Below are 21,514 nucleotides of genomic sequence, written 5' to 3' on the forward strand. Positions count from 1 at the left end.
CGAGAGATCACGGCGGAGCCGCTCCTCCATGCTTCGACTGCGAGGGCAGTGCGACGGAGCGACTCGTCGAGATGTTCGTCCGCATGACCCAGGAGAAGCGGATCGCGCTCGGCCAGAGCCCGGCCGAACGCTCCGTCTTCCGCAAGCTGCACGGCGTGGCGTCCGGTCGATTCGAGGTCTCCCCGAGCCTCGACCCTCGGCTGAGGTTGGGCATCTTCGCTCACGACTCCCTGGAGGCCTGGATGCGGTTCTCCAGCGACACCGCGCCCGCCTCGGCCGACCTCGGCAGCACGCTGGGCATCGGCATCAAGCTGTTCGGCGTCGCGGATTCCGACGGCCTGGGCGAGCCCCGGGGCACCGCCGACCTCATCATGCAGAACTTCCCCCGCTTCTTCGTCCAGGACGCGAGGGCGATGTGCGAGTTCACCTACGCGGGCGTCGTGCTGCGGGATTATGAGGGCTACCTGGCGAAGCACCCGGACACGCGGGAGGTGCTCGACGCGATGGCGAAGGTCGAGGGGAGCGTCCTCACGGCGACCTACTGGGCGATCCTCCCCTTCAGGCTCGGCGACGAGATCGTCAAATATCGGCTGGAGCCCGAGGCCGCGCCGCAGGACGTGCCGGACGACTCCGATGACTACCTGGCCGTGGATATGGCCAACCGGCTCGCCCGGGGCGAGTATCGATTCCGCTTCATGATCCAGCGGCGGACCGACCCCGGGTCCATGCCCCTGGACCGGGCGATGGACGAATGGTCGGAGGACGAAAGCCCCTTCGTGCATGCGGCAACCCTCATCCTCCCGGCTCAGGACATCCGGGCGCGCGGGCAGTCCGAATACGGCCAGCGGCTGGCGTTCAACATCTGGAGGACGCCCCGGGCCAACGCCCCTTCGGAGCAATCGTCGATCGCGGCGGTGAGGAAGGCCGTTTATGCGGCGGGCGCGGCGGCGCGACACCTGGCCAACGGCGAGTCGCCCCAGGACTCGTCGGAGCCAAGGCCGGTGGCGGCCCGGGAGGAGTCGCCCGACGCTTGCATCGTCAAGGCGGTGATCTACCCCCCGATCGGCATCGCCCGGGTGGGCAATAGCCCGGAGGAGTACTTCATCGGCCCGGAGGTGCCCGATCCTCCGGCGAAGGAACCGGGATCCTATCGCGACCAGGAAGGCAGGCTGAAGCGCCAGGGCGCCCGCTTCCGCGTCTACGGGGTCGACGCCGGGGGGCGGATCGTCCGCGAACTCTCGGCGCGGGGCTCGGGGGCCTCGGTCCGGTGGTCGGTCCGCCTCGCGAACACCAAGGCCGCCTGGTACACCTTCCAGCTCGCGCTCGACATCCCCGAGGCCTCCATGGCCGTGCCGACGACGCTGAGGAACGCCGGCGTGGCCGACCGCTCGCAGCTCGCCATCACCCCATCGGGGCGATCGGTCGAGGGGCCCGACGCCGGCCCCGAGCGGTTCGACGACGGGTCGTTCATGGGGAGCCCCGTCGATCTCGGCGAGATCAGGACCGACGACGAGGGTCGGCTCATCGTGCTCGGGGGCCACGGGGTCTCCCGGTCGCACGACGGCAGCCTCGCCATCACCTTCGCGAACAACGAGGGATGGCACGACGACGTGTCGGACGGGCCGGTGACCGCCGAGGTGACGGTGGACGGCCGCAAGCTCGCGGCCGTCCCCGCGTGGGTGGTCGTGGCGCCGCCCGACTACGGGCCGCGACGCAAGTCGGTCCGGACGATGTGGGACCTGATGCGCGACGTGGCGATCAAGGCGGGCACCCTGGCCGCGCCGGCCCGGCCGTCCTACTCGGCCGACATCCTGCCGCTATTCCGGCGGCTCGCCGGCCTCCAGTGGGTCAATGCCGGCTTCGCCGCCGGGTTCGGCTGGAAGGGGCTGATCGACTTCACCGACGAGGGGTTCCTGGCGCGTCTCGGCGACAACGGCCCGGCGGGTCGGGAGTTGCGGCGCGTCGTGTCCAACGCATTCCGCCGATTCGACGTCGACTCCTGGTCGCCTGCCCCCTGGCCGTGGATCTACGGCGACGCCATGAACATCCCGCCCGCGCACACCCCTCGCCAGTATGCGGCCCTGACCGACACGCAGCTCACGATGCTCGATCAGTGGGCCGCCGGCGACTTCGTGGCCGACTACGACCCCGATCGCCAGCCTCCCGGGTCGATCGACGAGGTGCCGCTCGCCGTACAGGGCGAAGTGCTGACCCGGGCCGCCCTCGAATTCTGCCTGGCCGACGCGTTCCACCCCGGCTGCGAGATGACCTGGCCCGTCCGGTCGTCCACCATGTACATGGAGCCGTTCCGGTGGGCCCACCAGGCCGAAGGCTGGATCGAGCCGGGGCTGGGGGAGATCCTCACGCCGGACGCCGTCACGATCCCGAACGGCCCGCTCTACGGGCAGGCCCCGGGCGGGATCACGCGATGGATGGCCGTGCCCTGGCAGACCGACACGGCGAGCTGCCGCTCGGGCTACGATAAGGCTTACGACCCGTACGTCCCCTCGTTCTGGCCCGCTCGGGTGCCGAACCAGGTACTGACGAAGGAGAACTATGCCATCGTCATGGACACGGACAGGCCCCTCGACGAGCGGCTGGCCGCCTTCGCCAATCGTGCCACATGGCTCGCGCCGTTGGGTTCGGGAACCTATACCCAGCAGATCAACAACATGATCCGCGGCTTCGGCCAGCTTGGCGTGGTGGAGGCGATGCCGGGCCCGGGGGGGCCCGAATTCCCGGCGGAGTTCGAGGTCGAGGACCAGCACCCGGCGATCAAGCCCGGCCCCGCCGACGCCGCACGTGCGAGGAAAGCCCCGGCGGCCTCGGGCAGCGCGGCAGGGGTCGTGGTCGGCGAGGATCGGGGCGAGTCGGCGGCCGACGTCGACCTCAGCCGGATCGACAAGCTCCACCGCTTCCCCGGCATCGGTCGTTGAGAGCGGCATGATCGAAGCCGACGTCATCATCATCGGAGCGGGCCCCGCCGGGGCGACCGCGGCGCTCAACCTGGCCCCGCTCAGGCGGGTCCTGGTCGTGGAGCGACTCGAACGGCCGGCCGACCGGATCGGCGAGTCGCTCGCCCCGGCGGCCCGGCGTCTGCTCGCGGACATGGGCCTCTGGGATGACTTCCTCCAGGACGGCCATTCGCCCTGCTACGTCGCCCGCAGCGTCTGGGGGAATTCCGCCGCGATCGAGCGCGACTCGCTCGCCGACCTGGACGGCCACGGGTGGCATCTCGACCGCGTGCGGTTCGAGTCGAGGCTCCGGGAGACGGCCGAGGCCCGCGGGGCCGCGCTGCTCGCCCCCGCCCGCCTGGCCGGCCTGGATCGTTCGGGGGATGGATGGGTCGCCCGGGTCCGGCATCGGGCCTCGACGTTCACGGTCCAGGCGAAGATCGTCATCGATTGCGGGGGGAGGATGTCCGGCCTGCTCAAGCCCTTCGGCGGGCGCAGGCGCACGCGCGATCGCCTGATCTGCGGGTGGCTCGTCGGACTGGCGGCGGGGCCGGGCGGGCGGGGAGGTGCGACCTTCACCGAGTCGGACGCCGACGGCTGGTGGTACACCGCCCGTCTCCCGACCGGTCGGAGGGTGCTGGCCTGGCACACGGACGCGGACCTGCCCGCGGCGGCCATCCTCGGGGATCGGTCCGCCCTCGTCGAGAAGGCGGGCCGATCGCCCACCCTGGCGGCGGAGATCGCCGACGCGTGCTTTCTCGGGGCGGAGCCCCCGCGGGTGATCGCCGCCTCCAGCTCCACGCTGACGCCCCCGGCGGGCGACGGTTGGCTCGCCGCGGGCGACTCCGCGATGAGCTTCGACCCCCTGTCGGCGCAGGGGCTGTTCCACGCCCTCCACACGGGACTCGCGGCGGCCGAGGCGGCCGATCGCGCCCTGTCCGGGGACGGCTCGGCCTTCGCGAGCTACTCCAGCTCCCTCGCGAGGATCGACCTCGCCTATCGCCGGAATCTCGCGGCCTGGTATCGACTCGAACGCCGCTGGCCGAGGGCGGAATTCTGGCGGCGACGCTCGGATTAGGCACGCTTCGCGCCATTTCTGCGTGATCGAATCCCCGGTCCCCATCGATCGAAGTTCAAGCATGAACGCGGGAGGCGAGCCCCAGGAAGACGCATTACATATCGGGCCCCCCTTCGCCGCCGCCCCCGGCCTTGCCCCAGGCGGAGATCATCCTCCATCCCTTCCCTTGATCCCCTCGCGCGAGGACCGGGCGGGCCCATGAGCGATGGGAAGGATCGCCAGGGCCGACGCCCCCCGTCGGCCCGCGTCCCCGCCGAGCCCACCGATGCGGACGCGACCCGCCCGGCACGCACCACGATCTTTCAGCCATCTGGATCCGAAGAAGATTGATTTGGCCGGCGGAGATTGACGATTGATAGGGTTGTAGCGATTCGGACGGCCCGACTCGCGATGGCCCTTGGTCGAGATCGCCGCCTTGGAGGCGAGCCGCGGTCTCCGGGGTTCCCGCCGGGCGGGATCATGGCCTTTTGGTTCCGAGCGAGACCCCATCCGATGGACAGGTCAAGCCGACGACTGGGCGTCTTGTTCGCGACGTTCCTGGTGGGATGCAGCAGCTCGGCCCCGGCCCGGGCCCAGGAGCCGATCATCTCCGAACGGTTCGACCCGGGCCGGGGGATCGGGAGCCCGCAATCCCCGTACCCGGCCCCCGGGATGGCCGCCGGTGGCGATTTCCCGGGATCTTCGGGGGTGCCGGGCGGTATTCCGGGGGCGGACCCAAGCCCATTCGGCGGCGACGGATCGGGGTCGGCCTCGCCATCCCCGATGGCGGGTGCGGCCGGGGCCGACGGCGGCGGGGCCGGGGCGGGGGGAGGCGGTGCGGGGTCGCCGGCCACCGCATCCGGCCTGGGCGGCGGGCTGTCGTCGCAGGGCGGTGCCCTGAACATGCTCGGCGACCTCGGGGCCCAGTTCAGGGCCCTCCAGGTCTCCGTTCCGACCGCCCCCGCGCTACCGCAACCCTTCCCGCCGCCGGGCTTCCCGAGGCCGCCGAGCCCGCGACGCGTCACCTCCCTGGCCCCGACCGTGCGCGGGTTCAAGATCGGCGAGAACCAATCGCCGCAGCCGCAGGATCGCGTCTTCTACTCGTTCAACTATTTCTCCAACGTGAACGGCGAGGTCAACAGTCGGTTCGATTCCCCGGTCGGCAACCTCAGGGTCTATCGCCAGATCTTCGGATTCGAGAAGACGTTCGACTCGGCGCGGGGCTCATTCGGGGTGAGGCTGCCGCTGAACACCCTGACGGCCGACTCCACGATCCGAGGTGCGTTCCGCAAGCCGGGGGGGACGAGCACCGCGCTGGGCGACGTGAGCTTCTTCGCCAAGTACATCCTCAAGCTCGACCCGGCGACCGGCAGCCTGATCTCCGCCGGCATCGTCGTCACCCCGCCGACGGGCCCCGACCAGTTCGCCGGCGCCACCTACGTCCAGAGCGTCCGCTCGACCACGATCCAGCCTTTCCTGGGATACATCTGGAGGCGCGGGGACTTCTACCTCCACGGCTTCTCGGCGCTCGACGTCCCCTCCTCGGTCCGCGACGTGACGATGGTCTACAACGACATCGGGATCGGCTACTATGTTTATCGCAACGCCGACGCGTCACGATGGCTGACGGCCGTCGTCCCGACCTTCGAGGTCCACGTCAATAACCCATTGACCCACCGCGACCCGTTCAATCAGAACGACCCCGCGGGGACCCCCGACATCGTGAATCTCACCTATGGGTTGAACCTGGAATTCTCGCAGCGGTCGATCCTCACATTCGGCTTCGTCAACCCGGTGACCAACCCGAAGCCCTTCGACCACGAGTGGCTCCTCCTGTTCAACGTCCGGTTCGGCGGGTCGCGCCGCACGCTGCCGCCGGTCCTGGGCGGATGAGCGGGGCGGGGGAGGGCAGGGCCCGGCTCAGCGTGGCTTCTTGCGCGATGGGGCCATGCCCACCACCCGGGCGACCGCCGTGGCCAGGTCGCCGGTCGAGGCGGCCGCGCCGCCGTCGCGACGGCGGCCGGTGAATTCGCGGAAGTCGGCGATCCCGTTCGCCGCGAAGCGATTGGCACCCCGGCCGGATCTCGCGACGCTGTTGTCGGGGGCGTTGAAGAGGAGCACGCCGTAGAGGCGGTTCCCCAGCGCCTTCTTCCCCCGTGATCGGATCCCGATCACGTTCCCGACGACGACGTTCCCCCGCGAGGAATTCGACTGCCCCAGGATGTAGATGCCCGCCTGATCGTTGCCGGCGATCGTGTTGCCCTCGCCGGCCGCCCGGCCTCCCACCCGGTTCCCCGACGCATCCTGGATCCCGATGCCGATCGGCTGGACGAACCGGCCGCCCCGGCCCGGGGTCACGAACGCGGCCCGCCCGTCGGCCCCGGGGCCGATGAGATTGGACTGGACCAGGTTCCCGGCGGACAGGGCCCCGAAGATCTCGACACCGACCGCCGTGTTCCCCGAGATGACGTTGCCGGCCCCGGGGCCGCCGATGACGTTATCCGAGAGCCCGTTGATGAAGACCCCGTAGAGGTTGCCCACGGGCGACAGGCCGGTGGCGTCGGTGCCGATCAGGTTGCCGAGCACGCGATTCGGACGCGCCGAGGCCGCCAGGTTGGCGTTGAGGGAGGAGAGTTCGACCCCAACGACGTTCCCCGAGATGATGTTGGGTGCCACCCCGCCGATCACGTTGCCGACGGACCCGTTGATCAGGACGCCGACGTCCTGGCGGGCCCGGATCGCCGCGTCGGGATCGGCCGAGTCGGACGTGGCGATCATGAACCGGCCGGTGGCGTCGAGGCCGATGATGTTCCCGGCCGCGACGTTGGCGGTCGCCTCCTGGCCGATGATGTAGATCCCGGTCGTGTCGTTGCCCGAGATCACATTCCCCGCGCCGGGTTCTGGCCCGCCGACCTGATTCTCGCCCACCCCGTCGATGAGCACGCCGATCCCGTTGGAGAGGGGGATCCTGCTCTCGGCATCGATGCCGATCCAGTTCCCCCGGATCCGGTTGGCCGAGGCCCCGAAGCCGACGACCTGGATGCCCGCCTGCCGATTCCCCGAGATCAGGTTCCGGGCCGCCGCGGACTCCCCGCCCACCAGGTTCCCGGGCGAGCCGCTGAGCAGTACCCCGACCGAATTGCCGATCGGCGATCCCCCGACGCGATCCGTCCCGATCCGGTTGCCGGAGATCCGATTGCCGGTCGAGGCCGCCCCGGAGAGCGCCACGCCGGGCCCGCCGTTGCCGGAGACCAGGTTGCCGGCCCCGGGGACATCCCCCCCGACTTGGGCGGAGCCGGTCGCTTCGATCAGGATCCCGCTCGCCCGGTTCGGCACCGCGAAGGTCCCCGAGGCGTCCGTCCCGATGGTGTTGCCCTGGATCACGACCGGCGGATCGATCGCGCCGGATGACGAGGACGCCACCCCCGTCACGAAGATCCCATCCTGCCCGTTGCCCGAGATCAGGTTGCCGGCCAGGGCCCCCGGCCCGCCGATCAGGTTCCCGGCCGCGCCGTTGATCGCGATCCCGTGGATCTGATTGGCGACGGCGAGGCCCCCGGCCACGTCGGTGCCGATGACGTTGTTCTGGACGAGGTTGGATGGCCCGTTGATCTGGATCCCGGAACCGGCATTGCCCGAGATCACGTTCCCCGCGCCGGCCGCCGCGATGCCGATCGCATTTCCCGCGGCGCCGTCGATCAGGACGCCGCTGAGCCCATTCTGCAGGGCGGAGCGCCCCGACGCATCGAGCCCGATCCGGTTGGCCGCGAGGACGTTCCCGGAGGCGCCGGCCCCCTGGATCCGGACGCCCACCCCCTGATTGCCCGAGACGAGGTTGCCGGATGCGGGATCCGTCCCCCCGATGAGGTTGCCGGGGGCGAAGTTGATGAGGATGCCTTCGGTGAGATTGGGGAGGGCCGCGGTCCCCTCGCGATTGGTCCCCAGGAAGTTCCCCTGGACCTGATTCCCGGAGGCCCCCACGTTGAAGATCTGGATCCCCGCCGCGAGGTTGGCCGAGATGATGTTCCTCTGGCCGGGGAGGGATCCGCCGATCCGGTTGGCGGGGGCGTCGCTCAGGAGGATGCCGTTGCCGACATTGCCCAGAGGCCCGCCCGCGAGGTCGGCCCCCCGCATGCCGGTGGCATCGACGCCGATCAGATTGCCCTGGATTTCATTCCCCGTCGCCGCGGCGCCGGACACGAAGATGCCGTTGAACTGGTTGCCGGAGATCAGGTTGCCGGCCCCGGGGGCGGCCCCGCCGATCAGGTTGCCCGCCGACCCGTCGACCAGGATCCCATTGCCCGAGTTCCCCAGCCGCGTCGAGCCGGCCACATCGACCCCGATATCGTTCCCCTGGATCAGGTTCGCCCCGGCCCCGCCGCCGATGATGGCGATGCCGTTGCCGAGATTGCCCGAGATCAGGTTGGATTCCCCCGCGCCCGGCCCGCCGACCGCGTTGGCCGTCGCGGATGCGGCGAGGTTGACGCCGTCCTGCCGGTTGCCCAGGGCCAGGCGGCCGGTGAGATCCGTGCCCACGAAGTTGCCGACGACGCGATTCCCCCGGGCGGCGGCACCGGCGATCGCGACCCCGGCCCCCTGGTTGCCGGAGATCAGGTTTCGGGCCGCCGCGGTCGTCCCCCCCACCAGGTTCGATCCGGCATCCGCGATCCGGAGGCCCGCCCCGCCGTTGCCGATGGCCGCGGTGCCGGAGGCGTCGGTCCCGATGCGATTCCCGGCGACGACGTTGCCCGTCGCCTGGGCCTGGAGGATGAGGATGCCTTCCGCACCGTTGCCCGAGATCAGGTTGCCCGGTCCGATCTGATTCGAGTCGCTCGCGTTGATGACGATCCCGGCCTGGGCGTTCGCGAACCGGTCCGCGCCGCCGGATTCGGTGCCGATCCGATTCCCCTGGATGACGTTGCCGACGCCGATCCGGCCCCCGGTGGCCAGGTTCCGCCCCGCGACCGAGATGCCGTTGGCCCCGTTCCGCGAGATCACGTTGCCGGCCCCCGGCGCCAGCCCGCCGATCAGGTTCCGCGACCCGCCCAGGGCGATCCCGTCGGTGAGGTTGTCGAGCCGGCTCGCGACGCCTTCGGGCCCGGGGAACAGGCCGACGTGGTTCCCCTGGACCAGGTTGCCGGTCGCGTCGGCGGTCGGGACGCCCCGGTTGTTCAGGGAAGGCTGGATGTCGACGCCGATCCGGTTCCGGCCGATCACGTTCCCGGCGCCCGGGGCCGTCCCCCCGATGATGTTGTTCTGGCCCCCCTCGATGTAGACGCCGTCGAGCAGGTTCCCCAGGGCGACGCTGCCAGCACGGTCGGTCCCGATGAAATTCCCCTGGACGACGTTGCCCGTGGCCGTCGTCTCGCGGATCGAGACGCCGTTGCCGTTGTTCCGGGCGATCACGTTTCCGGCGCCCGGGGCGGTACCGCCGATGGTGTTCCCCGACGCACTGTTGATCTCGACGCCATCGATCAGGTTGGCGATGTCCGCCGCCGGGTTGGACTCGAAGTTGGTCCCGATGGCATTGCCCTGGACGACGTTGCCCGAGGCCCCGGCGCCGGTGATGAAGAGGCCACCGGCCCGGTTCGAGGAGATGATGTTCCCCTGGCCCGGGCCCGTCCCGCCGACGAGATTATTCGGGGAGTTGTCGATCAGGAGCCCGGTCCGCCCGTTGCCCACGCGATTGGTGGCGCCGAGGTCGGGGCCGAGGTAATTGCCCTGGATGAGGTTGCCGCCATTGCGGGAGATCTCGATCCCATTCCCGCCGAAACGGAGGCCGCTGGCACCGACCGCAAACTGGAACTGGTTGATCGCCAGACCGCGGACCGTGCTATCCCCCGCCGTGATCGTCAGGCCGGAGACCCCGACCCCGGCGAAGGTCCCGTCGATCTGGAGGATCGGCCGTCCGGCGTATCCCGGCTGGCTGGTGCCGTCGATTTCCAGGGGATTCGGGACGGCCGGGGTGCTCGGGTCGCGCTCGATGGTGGGCAGGGCGGAGAACGGGCGGAACGTCCAGGAGGCCGGCACGCCCCCGGAGGCGGGGCGGAAGCCGGGATCGGTCGCGGGGATGGCGAAGACGACCCGGTCCGCCCCCGGGGCGAGGTTGGCGTCGAGGATCGCCTGGCGGAGCGAGCCGGGACCGGAATCCTGCGTGCTCGCGACCGTGAAGGTGGCGAGCAATTCGCGCGACTCCATCGCCTCGAAGCCGGCCCGCCGCCGGTTCCGGTCGCGACCCGACCGACCGCAACGATTCTGAGCACGCATGAGAACCCATCCTCCCCTGGCGACGGCATCAATACGCATGGATTATCCCCCGTACCTCGCCGCACGCCCTTCCAACTTCCGTCGAAGCCGACCGGCCCGCCGTCCGAACCGGGGCGACCGCGACGACCCGAGTCTTCGGACGAGATGGGGCGGCCCCGCGGGCGGCGGGGCCGGATTCTTGCCCCCGCCGATTCCTTGGTTCGGAATATCAACATCAGACCTGATTCGTGCAAATTCTCCTTGAAGAAACATCTTCGTGCTGCATAAAATCCTCGAATCCACACATCGCACAGCCGGCAGGGCGACCCGCCGGATGGGCCCAGGCCGACCGGATCGACGACACGTTTCCCGCCGTCCGACCAAGGCCGGAACGGCCGCACGGGTGCGGCGTCATCGCCGATCCCGGATCAGCCCGATCGACGCCTCGAAGTCGAGGCCCCTTTTACGTCGCTTGCCCACCGGGATCTCGTCGACGACGATGGCACGACCCCGTCACCCCCTCGTCGCCCGCCGAGATCACCGCCTGATCCCCCCCTCGGACGGAACGGGACATCCAAGATGCCGACCCGGAAGCCCATCGACCCCCGCCGCCCCGCCTCCGCTCGCCGCCCGCTCCGGGCGCGCCACCTGGCCGCGGAAGGGCTGGAGCCGCGCGCGTTGCTGGCGATCACGCCCGTCGCCGTCGCGAACGTGGTCAACCAGGCGACCAATACCTCCCCCGGCTTCTTCTCCAGCACCACCGACGCCGCCGGCAATCATTACCTGGCCGGCTCCTACGACCAGACGCTGGGCCTGGCGCCACTTTCCAAGAGCCTCACCAAAGGCAGCAAGTATGTCGCCAAGCTCGACGGCGACGGCCAGGCCATCTGGGCGGTCAACATCGGCGGGGGGACGGCCGAGGCCCCCGAGGCCAACGTGGCGTTGTCGATTTCCGACGTTCAGGCGGATGCCCAGGGGAACGTTTATGTCGTGGGCGGGACCTCCTCGACGTTCCCGACGCGGATCGATGCCCCGATCTACGCCACGCCGAACAATGATAGCTCCGTCGTCCTGAATAACACGGGGAGCGAGGGTCTGGGCTTCGCGATCAAATTCGATAGCCAGGGCCGGTTCGTGTATCGCCTCCTGTTCGACTCCGACCCTGGATTCAACGCCAACATCAATTCGGTCGAGGTCGACGCGTCGGGCAACGCCTACTTCATCGGCACCTACTCATGCCAGGGCGACGGTAGCTTTTCGGGGGTCGCCGTCTACAGTTCGACCCCGAGGACGTCGAACAACTACCTGGGCAGATTCAACCTTTCCCCGCTGCAAGAGGGGGGGCTGGTGGCCCGGGTCGGCCCGAACGGGGGGATCGGCTCCGAGGGGGGCTGGGTCAAATCCTATAACACCCCGGCGTTCGGCACGACGCGGACCGCGATCGACGAGGCCGGCGACCTGTATCTGATGTCCACGACATTCGATGCCGTGACATTCGGGTCCGTGAACACGGGCTTCACGACGCTGAGGCCCGATACCAATACGAGCCTGGCCTACGTCTTGAAGCTGAAGAACTCTTCCGGCGAGGTCGAGTATGCCAAGCGGCTCGTCCAGGGGAGCCCTTCGGTTTCCGGCCTCACGGTCGACGCCGCCGGCCGGGTGTACGCCACCGGCAATTATTCCAACAAGTTGACTTACACCCTAGGCTCATCTAGCCCAAAGAGCTTCACCAGCCAGGGCAACAGCCAGGACATTTTCGTCGCGCGGCTGGACGCCTCGGGCAATACCGATTGGGTCAAGAGCCTCGGCGGGAGCGGGACCGATTCGGCCGATGCGATCGCGACCGACGGCCAGGGCCTGGTCCTCCTCGCCGGCAGCTACAAGGGGGCGTCCCCGTTCGGCTCGCTCGCGCAGGGCTCGACGATCGACAGCCAGGACATCTACCTGGCCCAGATCGCCGCCTCCGACGGCCGGGCGGTCTCGGTCGTGACCGGCGGCGGGACCGGCAGCGATGGAGTGAACGGGCTGCGAGTCTCCCCCTCGGGGGGCGTCACGCTGATCGGCTCCTTCGCGGCGAGCACGCCCTCCTCCAGCCTGGCCGGGTTGACGCTGCCCGGGACCGGCGGCGCGGTGATCGGCCAACTCCAGCTCACCCGCCCGACCGCCCAACTGACCCCCCTGGCGGCGGAGGTCCACGACCTGTCATTCCCCGTCCTCTGGGGAAATCTCTCCTCCGCGGACGCCCGGACGTTCGACATCTTCGTCTCCGACAACGGCGGGGCTTCGAAGCCCTGGCTCACCGGCACGCCGCTCAAGACGGCCAACTACACCGGGGTGGAGGGGCACCGCTACGCCTTCACCGCGGTCGCGATCGACGAGTCGGGGCTGAGGTCCAACCTGAGCGCCCCGGCGTTCACCACCGTCAGGACGATGGCCGCGACCGCCGTGGCGGTCCGGCCCTCGCTTCCCCAGTTCCTGGCCGGGCAGCCGGCCACCTTCGTGGCGACGGTCACCACGCCCGACGGGGCCTGGGCGGGACAGCCGACCGGGTCGGTCCAGTTCCTCGTCGATGGCCAGCCCCTCGGCAGCCCGGTGGCGATCGCCGACGGGGTGGCGACCTCGCCGGCCATCGCGACCCTGGCCGCGGGCCTCCACTCGGTCGCCGCACGCTTCGCCGGCACGGGTCGGTTCCTGGCCAGCGAGGCGGGCCCGGCCGAGGCCTCGGTGGTCCGCTCGCTGGTCACCGCGTCGGTCGTGCCGCTGCCGGCCGAGGTCCGCGACAACCCGTTCGAGGTCCGCTGGACCGGCCAGTCCGACTCGGGCATCGCCGGGTACGACGTCTTCGTCTCGGTCGACGGCGGGCCGCTCGCCCCGTGGTTCGTCGCGACCCCCGGCACCGCCGCCACCTATCCCGGGGTCGAAGGTCACACCTACGGGTTCGCCGTCGTCGCGATCAACGGGCTCGGCGAACGCTCCGCCACGCCGCCCGGCCCGCAGTCCTCCACCCTGGTCCGGACGCGGGCGGCGACCGCGACGGCGGTCCTGCTCGGGTCGGGCAGGATCGCCTCGGGGGTGCCCTCGGGCATCGCCGCGATGGTGACCACGCCGGATGGGGCCTGGGCCGGGGTGCCGACCGGGACGGTCCAGTTCACCGTCGACGGCCAGCCCCTCGGCGGCCCGGTCGCGGTGGACGGCTCGGGCCTGGCGGCCCTGCCGGCCGGCGTGCCGATCCCGCCGGGCTTCCACTTCTTCGGTGCGTCGTTCTCCGGGACCGGCCGGTTCCTGCCGAGCCTGGCGACCGACCAGGCGCAGTCGATCAGCCTGGAACGGCCCACCGCGTTCGTGGATCCGCTCCCGGCCGTGTCGAACAGCCCCGCCATCCTGGTGTCCTGGGGCGGGGAGTCGCCCGCGGGGATCGCGGGGTATGACGTCTTCGTCTCGGTCGATGGCGGGCCGCTCACCCCCTGGCTGTCCGGGACGGCCGAGCGTCAGGCCGTCTATCCGGGCGAGGCTGGCCGTTCCTACGGCTTCGCGGCCGTGGCGATCGGCGGCGACGGCCAGGCGTCGATCGAGCCGACCGCGCCCATGGCCGCGACCCGGATCCAGATCGAGGCGGCCACCTCGATCATGGTCGAGGTCGCGTCGCCCCGCGTCGTCGCCGGCCAGCCGTTCGTCTTCACCGCCAGGGTCACCGCGGCGGTCGCCGGGGCCGGGACCCCCGGGGGCCTGGTCCAGTTCTATCTGGACGGCGCGCCGCTGGGCGGCCCGGTGCCGCTGGATGGCGGCGGGGTGGCGGCCTCACCGGTCACGACGCTGGCGGCCGGGCCCCACACGATCGCCGCCGGGTTCGTCGGCGGCGGTGCCTTCCTGTCCAGCGGCTCCGCCCCGATCGGCGTGACGGCGGAGTCGCCGATCCCGGTGCCGACGGTGCGGGCGGTGCGGGCGACGGCGGCGCGGAAGAAGGGGAAGCTCCTGGGCATCCAGGTGGGCTTCGATGGCGCCCTGGACCCGGCCTCGGCCGGCTCGACGGCGAACTATGTCCTGACGATGATGTCGGGGAAGAAAGGGAAGACGAGATCCGTCGCGGTGAGGTTGAAGGGGGTGACCTATGCCCCCGGGTCGACGACGGTCACGCTGACGCTGGGCAAGAAACCGAAGGCGGGCCGATACCAGTTGCAGGTCGCGTCCACCGCGGCGGGCGGGCTGCGCGGGGTGGCGGGGGCCCCGCTGGTCGGCGGCACCGCGACCTTGTCGCTGAAGCTCTGATGCCAGGCCGGCCCGGCCCTCACATGGCGGCTCCCCGCCGGGCCATCGGCTTGATATCCTGGGGTGCCCCGGCCCGCGAATCCGGGTCCGGGAACCCCCTCCTCGTCGCGGGTCCAGCCCGCGGCGAAGGGCTACTTCGGCGCCGGGGCCTGCGAGACGGGCGGTCACATCATGGGATCGAGCGACGAATTCACCAGCCCCTTCGACCGGCCCTGGGGAAGCCCGGATTGGGCCCCGCACGTCCCCGGTGAGGGCAGGCCGGCCCCGGCCGACCCGTTCCCGACCCGGACGTCTGCCGAGTTCGGCCCCGGTGCCGCCGATGCCCCGCCGACCGCCGCGGATCAGGCGAGGCCGAGCACGGGCCCCGGAGGCGCCTCGTCGCAACGAGATGCTCTCACACCGATCGGCCCGCTGGCCCCCGGGCAGGTGATCTTCGGCCGCTATCAGATCGAGAAAAAGCTGGGCGAGGGGGGCATGGGTTCGGTGTGGCTGGTCCGCCACCTGGCGCTGGACACCCACAGGGCCATCAAGCTGATCGTGCCCAGGCATGCCTTCGACCAGAACGCGCTGTCCCGGTTCCGGCGCGAGGCGCGGGTCATGGCCCGCCTCTCCCATCCCAACGCCGTGGCGGTCCACGATGCCCACGTCGCCCCGGATGCCGCCTTCATCGAGATGGCCTATGTCCAGGGGGAGAGCCTCGACCGCATCCTCAAGCCCGGCGTCCCCCAGGCGTTGGACTGGATCGCCCGGATCCTCGCGCAGCTCTGCGACGTCCTGCAGGCGGCCCACGACCTCTCGATCATCCATCGCGACCTCAAGCCCTCCAACCTGATCCTGGTCGCCGGCCGGCCCCCCGGGCGCGAGATCCTCAAGGTCCTCGACTTCGGCATCGCGAAGATCCTCGACTCCCAGGACCGCGAGGAATTCCAGACCGGGACCGGCGGGGCCGGCTTCACGCCCACCTACGCGAGCCCCCAGCAGGTGCTCGGGGAGTCGGTGGATGGGCGGAGCGATCTCTATTCGATCGGGGTGATCCTCTACGAGTTCCTCACCGGGCATCGACCGTTCGGCGGCCCGATCATCCGGCTCTACCACGACCTGATCAACACGCCCCCGCCCCCGTTCGCCGCCAAGGCGCCCGGCCTGGACCTGCCCAAGGGGCTGGAAGCGGTCGTCCTCCGCTGCCTGGCCAAGTCGCCCGAGGATCGGCCCCAATCCCCCCGCGCATTGTGGGAGGCATTCCTGGCCGCACTCCCCGCCTCGTTCGCGCCGACCGAGTCCTATGCGGCCTTGTCCGGGCTCGCCGCTCCCCCCGCATTCACGCCGCCGGAGACCGTGGACTCCCCGCCTCCCCGGCTGGAGACCACCCAAGGCGACGAGCCCGGCCGCCGGGACCCCTCGCCGACGACCCGGCCCGCGGAGGATCCGTCGACGGCGGTGCCCCCGACGCGGCCCGTGGAAGCCAAGCGGCATCGAAAACTCGTCCTGGGGCTGGCCTGCCTGGCGGCGCTCTTGATCTACCCCGTCTGGGTGATGTTCGGCCCGGGTTCCGGGGCGAAGCGGCCGAACGAAGCCAACACGACGATCAGCCCAGATGTGCTTTCCCCGCCCATCGAGATCACGTCGATCGATGGTCGTCCCGGCCCGGTCGGGCCCGCGGCCCCGGCACGCCCGGGCCCGGCCCGCGTCCGATACCGATCCGAAGACCGGGGGTTGATGCTCGCGAGCGAGGCCGGGAACGGGCTTCGCGAACCGGGATCGATCCGGCTGGCGCGGATCGAGGGCGGCGAGTTCGTCATGGGCGACTTCGCGGATTCCGGGCCGGACACCCGCGACGATCGCCCGGCGCACCGGGTCCGGCTGTCGCCGTTCTACTTGCAGACCACCGAGGTCACCTACGGACAGATGACGGCCTTCTTCCGCGAGCGGGGGATCGGCCCCGGCGACCAGCCCCCGGCCTGGCGCGACGGGTGGGCCGAGTTGACCGACAGGTCGCACCTGCCCGAATCGGAGGCCATGGAATACCCCGCCGTCGGGATCGACCGCCGGCTCGCCGAGGAATTCGCGGCCTGGGCGGGGGGCCGACTGCCGACCGAGGCCGAGTGGGAATACGCCGCCCGCTCGCTCGGGCAGGAGCGACGCTTCGTCTGGGGGGACGACGGTGCGGGGATCACCAGCCTGGCCCGGGTCGACAGCCTCGACGAGCCGGTCCCCACGGCGAAGCCGGGCAGCTATCGCGACGACCGCACGGCACAGGGGATCTTCGACCTGGCGGGCAACGTCCGCGAGTGGTGCTCGGACGCGTGGGGGCCTTACCTGGCCACTTCGAGCCGGGTCGACGACCCGAAAGGGCCGCGATGCGACGATTCCAACTGCCTGGGCGTCGTCCGCGGCGGCTCGTTCAAATCGGGCCAGGATCAGGCCGGCACGACCTTCCGCGCGTCCGAGCCCGCCGCGACGGCGGCCAATGACCTGGGGTTCCGGATCGTCGTGGATGCCCCGGCGGGCACGGCCTCCGGGCCCGGACTCCCCGATCGTCAAGATTGACCGACCCGACCGATACGCGGGAGGCTGGCTCGTGATGACGCCGTTCGCCCGGAACTCCGCACTCCCCCGGCTCATCTCGGCCCTGGCGGCTCTGGCCCTCCTGGCCGGGCCGACTCCGGCTAAGGGCCAGGAACCGCGCCCGCCCGAAGCCTGGGCGGTCCTGGTCGGGATCGACCGATATGAAGATCCGGCGATCCCCGGGTGCAACGCCGCGGTCCGCGACGCCCGCGAGGTCCGCCGATGGTTCCTGGAGGCGGGGTGGGGCGCCCGGAATCTTCTCCTGCTCCAGGATCAAGGTGTCGCCACGCCGGGCCGGGCCGAGGATCAGGTCGCCGACCTGGCCCCGACGGGGTCGAACCTGGCCTGGGCGACCCGGGACTGGCTGGGCGCGCGGGCACGCCCCGGCGACCTCGTGGTGATCTATTTCGCCGGGCAGGCGATCGGCGTCCCCCCGCCGCCCGGGGCCGCCCCGGGCACGCCCGGGCGCGAGTACCTCCTCCCGAGCGACGCCAGGCTCGCGAATCTCGACCGGACCGGATGGTCGATCGAGTCGACCATCGATGCCCTCGCGTCGGGCGGCCGGAACCCCGTCGTCTGCTGGCTCGACACGTCGCTCCAGGGCCGGACCGCCGACGAGCCCGACCGGAAGCGGGCCTCGGGGGCGGCTCCGACGGGCCGCACCCCGGGCAAGACGATGCTGGGCAAGCTGGCCCGATGGCCCGACGTGACGGCCTGGCTGGCCGCCGACGGGTCGCCCGCGAGCGAGGGGACCCCGGCCGGCGGCCGGAGCCGGTTCGTCGATGCCCTGATCCGCGGCCTGGGACGGCCCGACCGCCCCCGGAACCTGCTCGCCTGCCTGGACGCGATGAATCGGGACCCGGCGCTGGCCCGCCAGGGATTCCGGACGCTCGGCAACATCCCGCCGGATCGGACCCTGTGGGCCCGCGAGGTCCGGGTCCGCGCGGACCCGCCCGATCGATGGCTCCTCCCCACGGGGCACGGCGACCGGGTGACGGCCGCCGCGTTCACGGCCGACGGCGGGCGGCTGGCCACCGCCAGCATGGACTCGACCGTCAAGATCTGGCGGGCCGGGGACCGGACCCTCCTCCGGGGCCTGCCCGACTCGTCGCACATCCAGGGGATCGACTGCCTGGCCCTCGGCCCCGATGGCCGCTGGCTTGCGACCGGCGACGGCCGGGGCCAGGTCCGGTTCTGGGACCTCGCCGCCGGCGACGCGGCCGAGAAGCCCAGGGACGGCCCGCATCCGCACCGCAGCCGGATCACGTCCCTCACGCCGCTCCCCGACGCACGGCACTTCGTCTCGGCGGACAAGGACGGCCAGGCCTGGCTCTGGGAGATCGGCCCGCGGCCCCTCGCGCCCCGGCCCCTGGCCGCGGAGGTCACATCGGTCGCCGCCTGCGCCGGCGCGGAGGCCCGCGTCGTGCTGGCGGTCGCCGCGGAGCAGGAGCCGATCCGGCTCTTCGGGCCGTCGGGCGAGCCGGTCCGGGAACTCGAACCGCCCGGGGGCACCGCCATCCGGCTCGCGCTCTCTCCCGACGGGAACTGGTTGGCCGCGGGCATCGACGGCGGCGACCTCGCCGTCTGGGACCTAGCCCGGGAGGCCGACGCCCGCCGGGTTCGTTTGGGCGGTGAGGCCGACCGGCTCGCGATCTCGGCCTCGGGACGGCTCGCGGCGGCGGTCGGGGAGTCCGTCCTTCTCGTCGATCTCGGCCGCGAAGGGCCTCCGACGCCCCTCGCCGTCGCGGGCCGCCCCGAGCAGATGGGATTCTCCGCCGACGGGCGATACCTCGGCCTCTGCGACCGGGCGAGGGGGCGGGTCCAGATCTGGCGGATGGGCGACGGCCCCGGGGCCGTGCCGGTGACGCTGGAGGGGGCCGAGAGCGGCGGGCAGGCGACCTCGCTGGCCTTCGCCCCGGATGGGACGACGCTGGCGGCCGGCGACCAGGACGGCGGGATCCGGGCCTGGGATCTCCCGGCCGGGGACCTGCGGGGCCGGATCCCGGCGCGTCGCGGGCGGCTCGCGGGGGTCGGCCTGTCGGATGACTCCCGCATCATGCTCACGATCACCCGGGACCTCGACGCCCGGGTGTGGGACCTCAGGGACGGGGGCGGGTACGCCCCGATCGCGGGGCGATGGACCTCGGGGGCGATCGCGCCGGACGCCTCCTTCCTGGCCCTGGCGCGGTCCCCGGATGGCGAGGTCGTCGTGGTCGATCGCGCGAGCGGCCGGGCCCGGCCCACGCCGCTGGCCCGCCCCCTGGCCCGGGGCGGATCGGGGCCCGTGAGCTGGCAGTTCGGCGCCAGCACCGCGCTCGACGGCGACCAGATGGTCGCCATCTCCCCGGACGGCCGGCTGATCGCCGCGTGCAGTTCGGAAGGGCCTTTGGCCTGCGTGTGGGAGGCCGAGACCGGCCGCCTTCGGTTCACGATCGCGGCCCCGGACCACGAGGACAAGATGTCGGCGGTCGCGTTCTCGGCCGACAGCCGGTCCCTGGCCACGTCCGACGCCGGGGGGACGACCCGATTATGGGGCCTCGACGCGGCGGGGGAGCGTCCGCGGCCGTTGGCCTCGTTCGCCTCGCCGGGGGCGATGGTCACCGCCGTGCGGTTCGACCCCGGCGACCGGCGTCGCGTCGCGATCGGGTCGAGGGACGGCCGGATCCTGATCCGGGAAGAAGGCCGGGACGCCCCGGCGGATCGGCTCCGCGAATCCGGCCCGCCGGTCCGCGCGATCGTCTTCAGCCGGGATCGGTCCTGGATCGCCGCGTCCGGGGAGGACAAGTCGATCTGGGCCTGGCCGACGAGCAACCTTCGCAGGCCGATTCGGCTGGAGCCGGGCCACGGCGAGCAGGTCACCGCCCTCGCGGCGATGGGGGCCGGGCTGATCGCCAGCGGGAGCGACGACGCGACCGTGCGGTTCTGGAACCTGGCCGGGACGCCGCCCCGCCTTCTCGGCACCCTGGCCGCACTGCCGGCGATCGCTCCGCCTCCCGGGCCGCCCCGGGCCGCGTCGGAAGGCGGGTCCTGGGTGGTCTACACGCCCGAGGGCCTGTTCGATGGCTCGCCCGGCTCGGCGGACCGGGTGACCCTGCTCCGTCGCGATGAGGTCCTGCCCCTGGGGAACTTCTACGAGACCCACCACGCCCCCGGCCTGTCGGACCAGATCCGCCGGGGCCAGGCCCCCGGCCTGCCCAGGCCGGCGGCAAGCCGGGCGCCGCTCGTCGCCATCGATCCCCCGGCCCGGCCGGTCCAGCGGGGCCAGGACCGGGACGTCGTCCTGACGATCTCGCTCGGCGAGGCGGATGCCCGCGACGTCCGGCTCTACCAGAACGGGGTGCCGGTCCGCGACGAGTCGGGGCTCGATTTCGAGCCGGGGCGGCGGAGGATCCGCGCAACGGTCCGACTCCGGGGCGGGCCGAACCGGTTCTACCTGATGGCCGGCCGGCCGGGCTCGTCGGACGGCCGGTCCAATGAGGTCGAGGTCCGCTACGACGGGCCGGACAATCCCGGCCAGATGCACGTCCTGGCCATCGGCGTGAGCCGCTATCGGTCCAGCCCGCTCCGGTTCGCCCGCCGGGATGCCGAGGAGGTCGCCGCCCACCTGGGCCGCCACGGCTTCGCGGGCTCTGGGGCGGAGGGGGAGCGGATCGTCCTGGCGGATGGCGAGGTGAGTCAGGAGCGCGTCGAGGCGGCCTTCGGCCGGCTCAAGGAGCGTGCCCGCGGGCGGCCCCAGGACACCATCGTGGTCTTCCTCGCCGGGCATACCGGCATCATCGGGGATCGGTTCTGCCTGCTCCTGCCCGAGTATCCCTTCCCCGGCGGCCGGCCCGCCGCGACGACCCAGCTGGCGACCAGGGGCCCCCTTGCCGACGGCCCGGCCGCCCCCCCGGCCGATGCGGCCGGGCACGTGCTCCCCTATTCCCGGGTGTACGGCAACCTCGCCCGCATCGACGCCCTGAATCGCCTGGTCATCGTCGATGCCTGCCAGGCGGGGGCCCTGCTCGACGACGAGGGCGTCCTGATGGTGCGGAGGCGCCTGGACGACGGGGCACACCGCTCCCGGACGACCTATCTGCTGGCCGCCCGGCGGGGCGAGCCCGCCGGCGAGTCGGCCGCGCTGCAACATGGCCTGTTGACCTACGCGTTGCTGAAGGGCATGGGCGCCCCCGGCCTCGAACCGCTGCCGGGGGCCTCGCCCCTGGATCGCGCGGCCGGCGCGGACGCCGACCGGGACGGCGTGATCACCACGGCCGAGTTGCAGGCGTTCGCCGGGCTGGCCCTCCCCGAACTGGCCTCGCGGTTCCCGGCCCTGGCCCGCCGCGAGGGGCCCGGGCCGAACGCGGCCGATCCGCCCCCGCGGGTCCTCGCCGTCCCGGGCGACTCGTTCCCGCTCGTCGAGGTGCCGGGCGGGGAGCGGTGAGCC

At 71.9% G+C, this 21,514-nt stretch carries 7 protein-coding genes; 6 read left to right on the plus strand and 1 reads right to left on the minus strand.

Going from position 1 to position 21,514, the window contains the following annotated elements; translation table 11 throughout:
* Positions 1 to 71: 71 nt before the first annotated feature.
* The 3 genes from TA3x_RS07845 (at position 72) to TA3x_RS07855 (ending at position 5,904) form a co-directional block, all read left to right on the plus strand.
* A complete protein-coding gene (locus TA3x_RS07845) occupies positions 72 to 2,936 on the plus strand; it encodes a LodA/GoxA family CTQ-dependent oxidase (protein ID WP_435019961.1) in 2,865 nt (954 codons plus the stop codon).
* A 7-nt stretch (positions 2,937 to 2,943) separates the two neighbouring features.
* Complete coding sequence (locus TA3x_RS07850; protein WP_435019963.1) at positions 2,944 to 4,032, plus strand: NAD(P)/FAD-dependent oxidoreductase; 1,089 nt, start codon at positions 2,944 to 2,946, stop codon at positions 4,030 to 4,032.
* A gap of 522 nt (positions 4,033 to 4,554) precedes the next feature.
* Positions 4,555 to 5,904 carry a hypothetical protein gene (locus TA3x_RS07855; protein ID WP_435019965.1) on the plus strand — a complete coding sequence of 450 codons (1,350 nt, stop codon included), beginning with the start codon at positions 4,555 to 4,557 and terminating at the stop codon, positions 5,902 to 5,904.
* A 27-nt stretch (positions 5,905 to 5,931) separates the two neighbouring features.
* On the opposite strand, the gene TA3x_RS07860 is transcribed toward TA3x_RS07855, so the two are convergent.
* The gene (locus tag TA3x_RS07860; RefSeq protein WP_435019967.1) at positions 5,932 to 10,278 is read right to left on the minus strand and encodes a beta strand repeat-containing protein; all 4,347 of its coding nucleotides are present in this window, start codon (positions 10,276 to 10,278) and stop codon (positions 5,932 to 5,934) included.
* 558 nt (positions 10,279 to 10,836) lie between these two features.
* Here TA3x_RS07860 and TA3x_RS07865 point away from each other — a divergent pair.
* The 3 genes from TA3x_RS07865 (at position 10,837) to TA3x_RS07875 (ending at position 21,511) form a co-directional block, all read left to right on the plus strand.
* Positions 10,837 to 14,523 carry an Ig-like domain repeat protein gene (locus tag TA3x_RS07865; protein WP_435019969.1) on the plus strand — a complete coding sequence of 1,229 codons (3,687 nt, stop codon included), beginning with the start codon at positions 10,837 to 10,839 and terminating at the stop codon, positions 14,521 to 14,523.
* A 171-nt stretch (positions 14,524 to 14,694) separates the two neighbouring features.
* Positions 14,695 to 17,070: an SUMF1/EgtB/PvdO family nonheme iron enzyme gene (locus TA3x_RS07870; RefSeq protein ID WP_435019971.1), complete on the plus strand. Its 2,376-nt coding sequence runs from the start codon at positions 14,695 to 14,697 to the stop codon at positions 17,068 to 17,070.
* A 34-nt stretch (positions 17,071 to 17,104) separates the two neighbouring features.
* On the plus strand, positions 17,105 to 21,511 hold the full coding sequence (locus TA3x_RS07875) for a hypothetical protein (protein WP_435022313.1): 4,407 nt from the start codon (positions 17,105 to 17,107) through the stop codon (positions 21,509 to 21,511).
* Positions 21,512 to 21,514 lie beyond the last annotated feature (3 nt).

Source organism: Tundrisphaera macrotermitis (genome assembly GCF_051175315.1).
GTDB lineage: Bacteria > Planctomycetota > Planctomycetia > Isosphaerales > Isosphaeraceae > Tundrisphaera.

Excerpts from the sequence above, each read along its gene's own strand:
- TA3x_RS07845 (WP_435019961.1), top strand. The coding sequence starts at position 72 with ATGTTCGTCCGCATGACCCAGGAGAAGCGGATCGCGCTCGGCCAGAGC.
- TA3x_RS07875 (WP_435022313.1), top strand. The coding sequence starts at position 17,105 with ATGACGCCGTTCGCCCGGAACTCCGCACTCCCCCGGCTCATCTCGGCC.
- TA3x_RS07850 (WP_435019963.1), top strand. The coding sequence starts at position 2,944 with ATGATCGAAGCCGACGTCATCATCATCGGAGCGGGCCCCGCCGGGGCG.
- TA3x_RS07870 (WP_435019971.1), top strand. The coding sequence starts at position 14,695 with ATGGGATCGAGCGACGAATTCACCAGCCCCTTCGACCGGCCCTGGGGA.
- TA3x_RS07860 (WP_435019967.1), bottom strand. The coding sequence starts at position 10,278 with ATGCGTGCTCAGAATCGTTGCGGTCGGTCGGGTCGCGACCGGAACCGG.
- TA3x_RS07865 (WP_435019969.1), top strand. The coding sequence starts at position 10,837 with ATGCCGACCCGGAAGCCCATCGACCCCCGCCGCCCCGCCTCCGCTCGC.